General features: G+C 32.1%; 16 protein-coding genes and 1 pseudogene. 15 read left to right on the forward strand and 2 right to left on the reverse strand.

Annotation, left to right across the window (positions count from 1 at the left end; translation table 11 throughout):
- The 5 genes and pseudogenes from ACKI5C_RS04670 to ACKI5C_RS04690 all read left to right on the forward strand — a co-directional run.
- Positions 1 to 516: pseudogene (locus tag ACKI5C_RS04670) on the forward strand (cation-transporting P-type ATPase); the annotation flags it as partial.
- A gap of 39 nt (positions 517 to 555) precedes the next feature.
- Positions 556 to 1,545 carry an ATP phosphoribosyltransferase gene (locus ACKI5C_RS04675; RefSeq protein WP_407432043.1) on the forward strand — a complete coding sequence of 330 codons (990 nt, stop codon included), beginning with the start codon at positions 556 to 558 and terminating at the stop codon, positions 1,543 to 1,545.
- A 137-nt stretch (positions 1,546 to 1,682) separates the two neighbouring features.
- Entirely contained in the window at positions 1,683 to 2,585 is a 903-nt protein-coding gene (locus tag ACKI5C_RS04680; protein ID WP_407432044.1) for a CBS domain-containing protein, read from the forward strand.
- A gap of 10 nt (positions 2,586 to 2,595) precedes the next feature.
- Positions 2,596 to 3,513 carry a deoxyhypusine synthase gene (locus ACKI5C_RS04685; protein WP_407432045.1) on the forward strand — a complete coding sequence of 306 codons (918 nt, stop codon included), beginning with the start codon at positions 2,596 to 2,598 and terminating at the stop codon, positions 3,511 to 3,513.
- 9 nt (positions 3,514 to 3,522) lie between these two features.
- Positions 3,523 to 4,047 carry a hypothetical protein gene (locus ACKI5C_RS04690; RefSeq protein WP_407432046.1) on the forward strand — a complete coding sequence of 175 codons (525 nt, stop codon included), beginning with the start codon at positions 3,523 to 3,525 and terminating at the stop codon, positions 4,045 to 4,047.
- A 26-nt stretch (positions 4,048 to 4,073) separates the two neighbouring features.
- Here the strand turns inward: ACKI5C_RS04690 and ACKI5C_RS04695 are convergent, their stop codons facing one another.
- Both ACKI5C_RS04695 and pyrF read right to left on the reverse strand, forming a co-directional pair.
- Complete coding sequence (locus ACKI5C_RS04695; RefSeq protein ID WP_407432047.1) at positions 4,074 to 4,319, reverse strand: DUF5654 family protein; 246 nt, start codon at positions 4,317 to 4,319, stop codon at positions 4,074 to 4,076.
- A gap of 99 nt (positions 4,320 to 4,418) precedes the next feature.
- Positions 4,419 to 5,057, reverse strand: coding sequence for an orotidine-5'-phosphate decarboxylase (pyrF, locus tag ACKI5C_RS04700; protein WP_407432048.1), 639 nt, complete (start codon positions 5,055 to 5,057; stop codon positions 4,419 to 4,421).
- Between the two features lie 362 nt (positions 5,058 to 5,419).
- On the opposite strand from pyrF, the gene cbiM reads away from it, so the two are divergent.
- From cbiM to ACKI5C_RS04750, 10 genes are all read left to right on the forward strand, one after another.
- Positions 5,420 to 6,085 carry a cobalt ECF transporter S component CbiM gene (gene cbiM, locus ACKI5C_RS04705; RefSeq protein WP_407432049.1) on the forward strand — a complete coding sequence of 222 codons (666 nt, stop codon included), beginning with the start codon at positions 5,420 to 5,422 and terminating at the stop codon, positions 6,083 to 6,085.
- A gap of 10 nt (positions 6,086 to 6,095) precedes the next feature.
- On the forward strand, positions 6,096 to 6,386 hold the full coding sequence (locus ACKI5C_RS04710) for an energy-coupling factor ABC transporter substrate-binding protein (protein ID WP_407432050.1): 291 nt from the start codon (positions 6,096 to 6,098) through the stop codon (positions 6,384 to 6,386).
- A gap of 34 nt (positions 6,387 to 6,420) precedes the next feature.
- Positions 6,421 to 7,113 (forward strand): cobalt ECF transporter T component CbiQ, encoded by a 693-nt coding sequence (gene cbiQ, locus ACKI5C_RS04715; protein ID WP_407432051.1) that lies wholly within the window; start codon positions 6,421 to 6,423, stop codon positions 7,111 to 7,113.
- Positions 7,114 to 7,115: 2 nt separating this feature from the next.
- Positions 7,116 to 7,949 (forward strand): ATP-binding cassette domain-containing protein, encoded by an 834-nt coding sequence (locus ACKI5C_RS04720; protein WP_407432052.1) that lies wholly within the window; start codon positions 7,116 to 7,118, stop codon positions 7,947 to 7,949.
- A gap of 136 nt (positions 7,950 to 8,085) precedes the next feature.
- On the forward strand, positions 8,086 to 8,544 hold the full coding sequence (gene ribC, locus ACKI5C_RS04725; RefSeq protein ID WP_296796653.1) for a riboflavin synthase: 459 nt from the start codon (positions 8,086 to 8,088) through the stop codon (positions 8,542 to 8,544).
- A gap of 8 nt (positions 8,545 to 8,552) precedes the next feature.
- Positions 8,553 to 9,263 (forward strand): glycosyltransferase family 2 protein, encoded by a 711-nt coding sequence (locus ACKI5C_RS04730; RefSeq protein ID WP_407432053.1) that lies wholly within the window; start codon positions 8,553 to 8,555, stop codon positions 9,261 to 9,263.
- A 9-nt stretch (positions 9,264 to 9,272) separates the two neighbouring features.
- Positions 9,273 to 9,620: a DUF2304 domain-containing protein gene (locus ACKI5C_RS04735; protein WP_407432054.1), complete on the forward strand. Its 348-nt coding sequence runs from the start codon at positions 9,273 to 9,275 to the stop codon at positions 9,618 to 9,620.
- 4 nt (positions 9,621 to 9,624) lie between these two features.
- Positions 9,625 to 10,284, forward strand: a complete 660-nt coding sequence (locus ACKI5C_RS04740) for a (Fe-S)-binding protein (RefSeq protein WP_407432055.1) — start codon at positions 9,625 to 9,627, stop codon at positions 10,282 to 10,284.
- Positions 10,285 to 11,487 (forward strand): LUD domain-containing protein, encoded by a 1,203-nt coding sequence (locus ACKI5C_RS04745; protein ID WP_407432056.1) that lies wholly within the window; start codon positions 10,285 to 10,287, stop codon positions 11,485 to 11,487.
- A 166-nt stretch (positions 11,488 to 11,653) separates the two neighbouring features.
- Positions 11,654 to 12,346 (forward strand): hypothetical protein (locus ACKI5C_RS04750; protein ID WP_407432057.1); only part of this gene is annotated, 693 nt, incomplete at its 3' end.

A 12,346-nucleotide genomic window follows, 5' to 3' on the forward strand; every position in this document is an offset into this window, starting at 1 on the left:
GACGGTGTTAATGATGCACCTGCACTTAAGACGGCAAATGTTAGTGTTGCCATGGGATCAATGGGCAGTGATGTAGCTATTGATGCAGCAGACATCGCACTTTTAGGTGATGATATCTCTAAAATACCATATCTTAAGAAACTTTCAAATTCCACATTATTTACAATTAAAGCAAACATTGCTATTTCAATGACAATCAATGCATTAGCAATAATTTGTTCAGTTCTAGGATTATTGAATCCGGTAACTGGAGCAATTGTTCACAATGCGGGATCATGTCTTGTTGTTTTGAATGCGGCATTTTTATACGACAGAAAATTTGATGATTCAATTAAAAAGATTGATTCACAAAATATAGAGCATAATCATTATCATATGCACAATGACGGCGAGCATTCTCATTCACATGAAGGCATTGTAATCTTGGATGAAATTAAAACGGATGGGGGCGTTAAGCATATGCACGTTCACAGGCATGGAATGGCAAGAAGAAATTGTGAAGTTCATCATAATTAATATATATCTGAAAATATTAACATTATTGTAGGTTATATTATGAATGAAAAAATAATATTGGGACTTCCAAAAGGAAGTTTAAATAATGTAAAAAGAGGTAATACCCATCAATTGTTTGTTGATGCAGGTTATGAAGTTAAAGGGTATGAACCTGGTGATGAATCTTATGAAATTACCATTTCAAATGATGAAGACATTGTTGCTTATTTAACTCGTCCGCAATCCACTCCTGTTGAATTGAATCGTGGAATGGTTGATATAGCTATTGTCGGTGAAGACTGGGTAAGGGAAGAATCTGTTTTAAGGGACACTAATACCATTAAAATAGGTGATTTGGATTATGGAAAGACCCGTCTGATAGTTGCAGTTCCTAATGATTCACCATATAATAGTTTATCTGATTTATTTGAAGCAAACAAAGATAGAAAAACTCCAATTTTATGTTTTACTGAATATCCTAATTTAACAAGAAAGCATATTATGGAAAATGAAGTTTATCAAGAAATCTATGGTGATGCAGTACCGTTTGTACAGGTCAGAGGTTTGACTGATGGAGACAATGAGATGGTGCAGGTTATCAATTCAGACGGTGCTACTGAAGTGTATATTGCAAAAGGTGCTGATTTGATTGTTGACAATACTCAAACAGGCAGTAGTTTAAAGAAAGCCGGTTTAAAAGAAATTGAAACTATAATGCACTCTTCAGCAGGCCTTTATGCAGGTGTAAGCTGTACTGGTGAAAAACTTGAAAAGGCTAAAATGATTTATGAGCAACTGCTTGGAGCTATCACCGCAAAGAAATATTTCGATGTCAAATTTAATATTGCCAACAATAAAATCGATGAAGTTTCCAGCTATCTGATTGATAATAAGCTTTGTGCTGATGAGCCTACAATAACTCCGGGATCTGATTTTTCACAGATTAACGTATTGATTCCTAAAGCAAAATTCCCTGAAATGGTAGATGCTATTAAAGGATTTGATGCAACTTCCATTATTAGAAATGATTTAAAACAGCTCATTGAATAATCATTTCTCTTTTTTACTTTTTTTTGAATTTTATTTATTATTTTTTTGTATTTTTAGATTTATCATTATTTATCATTACATTTATAAAGTATGCTCGATATAAATAAATATACTAGTTAATAGTTGGGGAGAAAAACATGTTAACATCTGTACAAAAGGAAATATTGCAAACACTAATAAACCTATACCAGTCTTCTGACGGAAAATCTATTAAAGGAGAAGACATTGCTGAAGTCATGAATAGAAATCCCGGAACTATTCGTAATCAGATGCAGTCACTTAGAAGTCTAAGTCTGGTAAAAGGTGTACCTGGTCCAAGAGGAGGATATAAACCAACAATTGAAGCATATCATGCTTTAAATATTTCAATATCTGAAAAAGAAGCAAAAGTTCCTATATATCGTGGAGATGAGCGATTAGAAGATATTTCTGTCGCAAGAATTGAATTTACTTCTGTACCCCAACAAGAAGAATGTGAAGCAGCTATTAAAGTCCTTGGAAGTATAAAAGATTTAAGTCTCGGTGATACTATAAAAATAGGTCCAACTCCCGTAAACAATTTAGGAATTATGGGTAAAGTTGTTGGAAGGGATGATATGGACAATATTTTGCTTGTGGATACATCTACAATAAGGAGCATTCCAAAGCAAAGTGTAGGCGACATTGCAAGCAAAAATGTAATTTCTTTAAAAGTTGATTGTAGTTTAAAAGAGGCTGCAAAAATATTTACTAACAATAATATTGATGGTGCACCTGTTGTAAAAGATGGTAAGGTAGTGGGTGTATTTACTCTTACTGATTTCGTGCATGCTTTTGCTGATGGTAAGGAAGACATTACTGTTGGAGATTTAATGTCAACAAAGGTAATAATTGTAAATGAAGATTTAAAAATTGCAAAAGCAATTGAAATATTATTTAAAAAATCTATTTCAAGATTAATAATAGCTGATAAAGATAATAATTTACTTGGAATTGTAACAAGAACTGATTTGATTAATTCCATAACTAATTTTGAAGAATTCCCAATTTTTACTAATTAAGTGTGATTTAATGGATAAAGTTAAGCAATTAGAGATAAAAGCAGATATGAAAGTGTCTGAATTAATAGAGCAATTTGACAAATCAGGAGTTTTAGGCTCCGGTAGAGTGGCAAGAGCATCTAACATATTATGTGATATGATTAAAGATGAGGAAATGAATGTTTTCATGAGCCTTGGAGGCCCGCTGATTCCTGGAGGAATAAGAAATATCGTAACCAATATGGTGCGTGAAAATCATGTTGATTTAATCATTTCAAGCGGAGCTAATATTACACATGATTTGCTTGAAGCATTTGGAGGAAAACATTATCGTGATGAAGGACGTGACGATGAGGATTTAAATGCTGAGGGAATTGGAAGAATTGCTGATATTAATGTCGGATCTGATGATTTTACAATATTTGAAAGTGAAATAATTAAGATTTTTGAAGATATTTATTCACGTAAGCCTAAAATATCAATTCAGGAGCTGTTATATGAAGTGGGATTGCTTATAGATGATGAAAATTCATTTGTAGCAACAGCAGCTCGTATGAAGACACCTATTTTTGCTCCGGGTTTAATCGACAGTATGTTCGGACTGCAGTTATGGATGTTCTCACAGGATCATGATTTTACAGTTGATGCTGTAGCAGATATGCATTACTTGTCAGATATTGTCTTTAACAGTAAAAAGATTGGAGGAATACTTTTGGGTGGAGGTTTAACCAAGCATTATACTTTAGCTTCCACATTACTTATCGGTGGGCTTGATTCTGCAATTCAAATAACTCTGGATAGGCCTGAAGCAGGCAGTTTAAGCGGAGCACCTCTCCAGGAGGCAAAATCATGGTCCAAAGCCAAATGTGAATCCACTCTTGAAACTGTAATCGGTGATGTCACTGTAATATTTCCATTAATCTATGCCGGTGTTTTGGATAAACTTTAGGTGTTTAAATTGAATTATCTCATTTTAGGTTTATTGTATATTCTTTCCGGATTTTTCATGAAATTATCCGATGATGCATATGATGAAAATGATACTTTATATTTGGCTGTTGTTTTCGGAATATTGTGTGCCTTGGCATCAGGTATAGCTACTGTTTTTGATGTCGATGCGGCTTATGTATTTATTGGAATATTGATTGGTAATCTGCTTGCTTTTAAAATTGATGGTATTCATCATGTAATAACATTAGTAATTTTTATTTTAATCTGTTTAATCTGTGGAATACCTCATTTAAATTTGGTGATTTTGCTTGTAACAATTTTGGCTGCGTTGAGTGATGAAATTGGTCATGAACTAATATATAAAGTCACAGACAATAAGTTTCTCATATTATTTTTTGAGTATAGGTTTGTAATGAAAGTAGAAATATTTTTATTAGCCTGCTGTGGTGTTTTATCATTTTGGACATTTGTATTCTTTATTTTATTTGAATTGTCTTATATGGTGGCTGATTTGGTGTTAAAAAAAGATTAAAAAAGGAAAATAATTAATTTTCCTTCTTAGTTGTCTAAATCAATTCCCATTCTTGCAGCAACTCTTGCTAAAAGTACAGTTACAATAACTGCAATAATGGTAACGACAATAGCATATGTGAATAAACTGGATAAAGCGCTTCCAGTACCGACATATGTTTCAATTAATTTTTGGATAGCGCCATTCCATGCTAAACCTGCTACAAATGCAAAAGCAGTAGTAATTAAACCTAAAATGGTTTCCATAATTAATTTAGTCACTTCAGATGCCATGCAAATTTCCTCCCTTTAAATTAATTTTTGTTCATTAGCTAAGTAGAACATATTATATTTTATATTTAATCATTAAAATAGTTTTAGTTAATCTTAACATTATTTGAGTAAATTATCACAGGCGATTTTAGGGTTATCTGCTTCGTAAATGCTTCTCCCGACGATAATTGCATTTGATATTTCTAAAGTTTTTTTAGCATCTCCACCTTGTTTTCCAACTCCTGGAGATATTATATAAGCATCTTTTCCCACAATATTTCTAATGTCCTGCAATCGATCAAGACGTGTTGCTGGAGCTACATAGTTGCTTATTCCCATTTCAATTCCCATTTTTGCGATTTCATCTGCAGCTGGTTGAAGGAATTTTTTAGCTCCAGGATGTGACATTTCAGTCAGTAAAAATAGCTCTTTTTCATATTTGTCTGCAACATCAAGACATGCCTGGACACTATCCGGACCTACAAATCCATGACAGATTATTGCATCTGTTCCTGCTTTAAATGTCTCTTCACAGATTTTTTCATTTGTTGCATCGATGTCTGCTACTTTAAAGTCACATATTACCTTAAAATCAAATCTGTCTTTTAATTTTTTGATTATTTCAAGACCTTCTGCAAGTGCTAGAGGATAACCGATTTTGATGGTGTCTATATTGTCTTTTACTTTTTCACAGATATCTATTGCTTCTTTTTCGCTTCCTACATCTAATGCTAAAATCAAATTGTTTTTAATGTTCATAATTTTATATTTGTTGTTATTGTTTAAATTATTTTTTTCAAAATCAGTTTTGATTGTTTTTCATTGTGGTGGTTTTATGCCATTATTTTAACTGATATCTATTTTATAAGAATTACAATTTATTTGATATTTTTAAATTATTTGTAAATCATTTTAGTTTATTTTACTTAAATAAACTTCATTCTTATGATTTTTTTAAAATGGAATTGATTTGCTTATCGCATTTTTTAAAGTATACTTGACTAATTTTTAATTAGATTTATATATAATAAAATAACAAAAATTATAGTGTCAAAGGGTAATTAATAATTTTAAATTTATGTTTACCTAAATTTGATACAAAATAACGAGAGGAATTTATCATGCATATTATGGAAGGATATTTACCGGGAGAATGGTGTGCAGTATGGTTTGTCATATCTTTCATCATTGTTGCCTACGGTATATATCAAATTAAAAAAATAGTAGACGAAACTCTCGAATCTAAAGCGTTACTTGCTGTTAGTGGAGCATTTATGTTCGTCTTATCATCTTTGAAATTACCTTCTGTTACTGGAAGTTGTTCTCACCCTTGTGGTAACGGATTAGGTGCAGCATTATTTGGTCCTGCTGTAACTGCTGTTTTAGCAACTATTGTTCTTCTTTTCCAAGCAATTTTACTTGCTCACGGTGGATTAACTACTTTAGGTGCTAACATCTTTTCAATGGGTATCGTTGGACCATTTATAGCATGGATTGTATATAAAGGTTTAATAAAAGCTAATGTATCTTCTACAGTTGCAATATTCTTTGCTGCATTTTTAGGAGATTTATTAACTTATGTAGCAACTTCATTCCAATTAGCTTTAGCTTTCTCAACTCCATCATTCGGGTCTGCATTAACTAAATTTTTAGTTATCTTTGCTGTAACTCAAGTGCCATTAGCTATTGGTGAAGGTATATTGACAGTAATTATATGGGATAGATTAAAAGCATACAAACCTAAATTATTAGATAAACTTGGTGCTTTATCTCCTAATGAGGCATAAGGTGATATAAATGAAAACATCAACATTAATAATATTGGCTATTATATGTATCATATTGTTCGTTGCACCATTAATAATGTTTAATGGTCACGGTGAAGAGGATGGATACTTTGGCGGTTCAGATGGTGCAGCAGGTGAAGCTATTGAAGAAACTGGTTTTAAACCATGGGCTTCAGCTATATGGGAACCACCTAGTGGTGAAATAGAAAGTTTATTATTTGCTCTTCAAGCTGCTATTGGAGCAATCATTATTGGTTACTTCTTTGGTTACTGGAGAGGACAAAAAACTAAAGATGATTAATTTAATCATCTTTTAATTTATTTTTTGTGATTTTATGAAATTTGATATGGATTATATTGCACATAATAATGATTTAACAGAAGCAAATCCTTATTTTAAGCTTTTTTTAACAATTATATTGTTAATAGTAACGTTGGCTTTAGATAATCTATATTTCGATATTATTGTATTTACTATAATGTCAATAGTAATATTGGGCATTGCAAAAATTAATTACAGGTCTTATTTAAAATTTCTTTCAATTCCAATGGCATTTCTTATAATAACTTGTATATTTTTAATATTCTTTTTTGGTAGTGGAAAAGTAATTTATAATACGGGATTTTTTGGTATTGTAGTTACTGAGAATTCTCTTCATTATGGTGTTTATACATTTGCTAGAGTAATGGGATGTTTGCCTTGTTTAGGTTTTTTAGCACTCACCACACCTATCGCAAAAATATTACATTGTTTAGGCACTCTTAAAGTTCCAAAAATTGTTATTGAAATTGCTCTCCTGATGTATAATACAATATTTATATTCTTAAATGAAATTGATACAATGCAAAAGGCACAGGATACAAGACTGGGATATCATTCTTATTTCACATCATTCAAATCATTAGGTGCTCTTGCAAGTACTATATTTTTAAGATCTCTTGATAAAAGTGAAACATTACAACATTCATTGGATTCTAGAGGTTATACTGGTGAACTTCCGGTTTATGAACCGAAAAAAGGTGATTAATAATGTTAGAAGTACAAAATATTAAATATTCTTATAATAAAGATTATCAAGCTTTAAAAGGTGTTAGCTTAAAAATTGAAAAAGGAGATATGGTTGCTCTGTTAGGTAAAAATGGTGCGGGTAAATCTACATTGTTTCTTCATTTAAATGGAATCTTTCAACCGGATGAGGGCAAAGTGTTCATTGATGGAGAAGAACTCAAGTATGATAAAAAATCACTTCTTAAATTCAGACAAAAAGTGGGTATCGTATTTCAGAATCCTGATGATCAGATTTTTGCTCCAACAGTAGAAGAGGATGTTGCTTTTGGACCATTGAATTTAGGATTATCTATGGAAGAAGTCCAGGACCGAGTGGAAGATGTCTTAGAACGTGTTGGAATGACTGGCTATGAAAAAACAGCTCCTCATCATTTGAGCGGTGGTCAAAAGAAAAGAGTTGCAATAGCTGGGATTTTAGCTATGAAACCGGAACTCATGGTTTTGGATGAACCTACAGCAGGTTTGGATCCTAATGGTGTAACTAATTTGGTTAAATTACTAAAAGAGCTTAATGAGGAAGGGATTACAATTCTTATTTCAACACATGAAGTAAATTTAGTTCCGGATTATGCAAATAAAGCTTTTGTAATGGTTGATGGTAATTTAATAGCTGAAGGTACTCCTAGAGAGATTTTTTCACAACCGGACATACTTGAAGAGGCAAATTTGGAGATTCCTATTGTAACAGAACTCTTTCAGCAAATTGAGGCTGAAGGTTTTGACATAGGTGGGAACTATCCATTAACAATTGAAGAAGCAAAACAAAGGTTTTTAACACTTTTAAACAAAAACTAATTTTTTTTAAATCACTAAATTTATAATAATTCTTCAATTTAAAGTATTACTTTTAGTAATAATTTTTAATACTATCTTATTTTTACTAAATATTAATATATTAAAATCAACATATTATTTTTTTAAGGTGAAGTTTATGAGGATTGGAATTTGTGATACTACATTTGCTCGTTTTGATATGGCTGCGGCCGCTATTGATGAGCTTAAAAATAATGCTACTGACTTAAAAATAATTCGCGAAACAGTTCCTGGAGTTAAAGACTTGCCTGTTACAGCTAAAATCCTCATTGAAGAGGAAAATTGTGACATTGTCATGGCACTTGGAATGCCTGGACCAATGGAAAAAGATAAAATGTGTGCTCATGAAGCATCAACTGGCCTTATCAATGCGCAGTTAATGACAAACACTCATATTTTAGAAGTTTTTGTCCATGAAGATGAAGAGGAAGACCCTGTTGAATTGAAAAAATTGGCCGAAAACAGAGCACGTGAACATGCACAAAATTTAATCAAGATGATGTATCATAGGAAAGCTATGAGAAAAGAAGCAGGAATGGGTATGCGTGAAGGAAAAGAAGATGCAGGACCATTATAAGGGATAAAATGGGATTTAAAATCACTAAAGAAGATAAAAATGCTACATATGTGGTTCTTCCAGCATATAATGAAGCAACCAGAATTCAGCCGGTAATTGAATCCATTGCTGAGAAAGGATATAATATGGTTATTGTCAATGATGGATCATCAGACAATACTGTGGAAGTTATTTTGGAGTCTAAAAAGAAATATCCTAATAATATTCATCTTTATTCATTACTTCTTAATCGTGGTGTTGGTATTGCAACACAAACAGGCTTTGAAGCTGTTTTAAAATTCAATCCTAAATATATTGTGAGTATGGATTCGGATGGTCAGCATTCTGCCGATGATTTGGATAATGTAATAGAACCTTTGGTTACTGGCAGAGCTGAGGCTGTAATTGGTGTAAGACCCCTTAAAGATATGCCTAGAACCAGAAGCTTTGCAAATAATATTATGAATATTCTTACCAGAATATTCTATGGTGTTAATGTCAGCGACTCACAAACAGGTTTTAGAGCTTTGACAATTGACGCTTTGAATCAAATTACAATCAATGCCAGAGGCTACTTGATATCCTCTGAATTTATACGTGAAATTAATGATAATGAAATTCCTTTTGAAGAGGTTACTATTCAGACAATTTATACTCCTGAAACTCAGGCAAAAGGAACTGATTCCAAAGTTGCATTAAAAATCTTATTTCAGATGATGAAACATAAACTATTTGGTTAAGGTGAAATCATGTTAATTTATTCAATTATATTTCCGATAATTTCTTTAATAGCTATTTTAATCTTTTTTTATAGATATAGAAGTGGAAAGAATTCATTTTCTTCATTTTTAATTTGGACAATAGCATGGATATTTGTAATCATTTTTTCAATTTATCCGGATTCAAGTCTTGTCTTTGCAAGAGCATTTGGAATTACCAGAGGACTTGATTTTATTATCATTGTCGCATTAGTCTTTATATTCTATTTAGGTGCTAGATTATACTATAAAATTGATAATCTGCAAGATGATGTAAATAAGCTTGTTAAAGAAGTAGCTCTAAACAATGAAATCAGTTTAGATGATGAGGAAGAATAATTTTATGATATATTTTAGAGGATGTACTGCACGTGAAAAGGAAACGTCAATAGCTGATGCAACAGAAGAACTGTTAAAATCAGCCGGTGTTGATTATACTGTTTTGGAAGATGAAAAATGCTGTGGTTCTGTATTATTGCGTACAGGGTTTGTTGATGAGGCAAAAGAGCAGATTCAAAAAAATACTGAAGTTTTATCCAATAATTTAATATTGACTTCATGTGCAGGATGTTATAAAACCTTAAAGGATGACTATGAAGGTTTGGATGTTATTCACATTTCACAGTTTTTAAAAGAACTTATTGATGAAAATAAATTGGATTTTACTAAAAAAGATTTAACTGTCACTTATCATGATTCCTGTCATTTGGGAAGGCATTGCAATGTGTTTGATGAGCCCCGTGATGTTATATCCTGTGTAGCCAATTTGGTTGAAATGGAGAATAACCGTGAGGATAGTTTATGCTGTGGTGCTGGAGGTGGCGTAAAGTCCGCTTATCCTGAAATCGCTTCACAGATGGCTGAATCTAGAATAACTCAGGCACTTGACACTAATGCTGGATTATTAATAACTCCATGTCCATTCTGCAAGCTTAATTTAAAGGATTATGGAGTGGATGTTTTGGACTTGACTGAATTTTTGGTTAAATATGGTGGTGAGTAAATGAAAAGCAGTGAACTTGAAACCATGAGAAAATCCTTCAATACGGTTAAATCACGCTCGTCAGAGATAAAAAACTCACCTCAAGTCAAAAGACTGGAAAATAGAGTTCGTGAAATTAAAAAATATTCTATTGAAAACTCCAATGAATTATATAATATGGCTGTCGAATCATTTAGCCGAAACGGAATTGATGTTGAGTTTGCCGAAACTAAAGAGGATGCCATTGATATTATTTTGGATTTAATTAAGGATTATGATAATAAGGTTATTGCCAAAGCAAAATCCAATACTTTAGGTGAAATTAATCTTAAAAATGAATTGACAAGTAAAAATTGGGATGTTGTTGAAACTGACTTGGGAGATAGGATTTTACAACTTAAAAAAACTGACAATAAGCCGGTCCATCCGACAGGTCCGGCATCTCATTTGAATGTTTCTGAAATAACTGACATTGTCAATGATTCACTTGACAGCAATGTTGATCCTATACCTCGTGAAATCATGGAGCTTGTAAGAAGTGATGTTTTAAATCGCTTAAAAAATGCTAGTGTAGGTATATCTGGTGCCAATGCAATAGCATCTGAAGAAGGTTCATGTGTAATGGTTCACAATGAGGGTAATATTTCATTAGTTTCACTAAAAGATTTGCATATAATTGTAGCTGGAATCGATAAAATTGTACCTACATTGGAAGATGCAATCTCTGTTTCAAAACTTGAAACCGTTTATGCTACAGGCAACTATGTGACTTCATATATGAATGTAGTATCCGGACCGTCAAAGACTGCTGATATTGAAAAGAGGCTTTTGAAAAATATGTATGGTGCTGAAAAGGTTGTTGTTATTCTGCTGGATAATGGAAGAAGTGATGCTAGTGAGGAATGCCTCTGGTGTATTGGATGCGGCAATTGTGTAGTTCACTGTCCTGTCTATAATGCTGTCGGAAACGAGTTTGGATTTAACAATTATTTAGGTGGTCGGGGTGTTGCTATGTCAAAGTTCATTGAAGATGATGAGGCATGTTATGAATCCGGCCTTTACATGTGCACATTATGTGGCTTGTGCACTTTAAACTGTCCGGTAGCTATTCCAACAAATGAAATTATAGAAAATATGAGAAAACTATCTTCAGAAGTTGGTTTTTATCCTAAGGTTCATGGGAAAATCAAGGAAAATGTAATCAAGAATGATTCTCCATATTAATCAAAGTTATATGTATAAATTATGAGTGAGTCATTATTTTTTTCATGTAAATTTTTTAACTTTTTTTTAATGCTTTTAATCTATAAATAATAAAATTGATATATGTTATAATAATTAAGCATTATTTGTTTAATGTTATTTATAAAAATAAATTAGGAATTAGAATATGAAAAATAAGATATTTTTAGCATTATGTTTAATATTGGTTATTATATCAATTGCTAGTGTATCGGCTAGTCAAAATATAAATCAAACATTAGACATTACAGATAATGGAAATTCCGATATAATTGGGATTCCTGTGAGTAATATTGATGCTAATGACACTGTCTCATTGGCATGTGATGAAAATAATATTGTTATATCAAATGATGAAAGTGCTGGAAATGTATGGTATGTTAATGGAACCCAAACCGGCAGTAATGATATTTTAAACAGTAATTACATGGATGATTCTGCAATGGATTCTTTAAAAAATAATGGAATTTATGGTGCTGGTTTAAACAATTTTGCTAAACAAGATTTAAATGTTAATATTGTTGCTGATCCGATTACTATCGGTCAAGATGCAATTGTTAAAATCTCCGGTTGGGCTGACGCTACAGGAGAAATCACAATTACTGTATATGGCAGGGATTATCCGTTCCCTATTACTGGTGGCAATATGACAATCGGCATTCCGGATTTATATGAAAATACTACTGTTGTGTTTACCTATTCTGGTGATGAAAACTACAATAACTTCACTAAAAGTGTAGATATTATCGTTAATCGCGTTGATTCAAACATCAGTGTTATAGTTAGTGAAGGATATGAGGGAGATCCGTATTATGCTAATGTTTTACTTCCTGGTGCTGCT

Origin of the sequence: Methanobrevibacter sp. (assembly GCF_045646045.1) — an archaeon.
GTDB lineage: Archaea > Methanobacteriota > Methanobacteria > Methanobacteriales > Methanobacteriaceae > Methanocatella.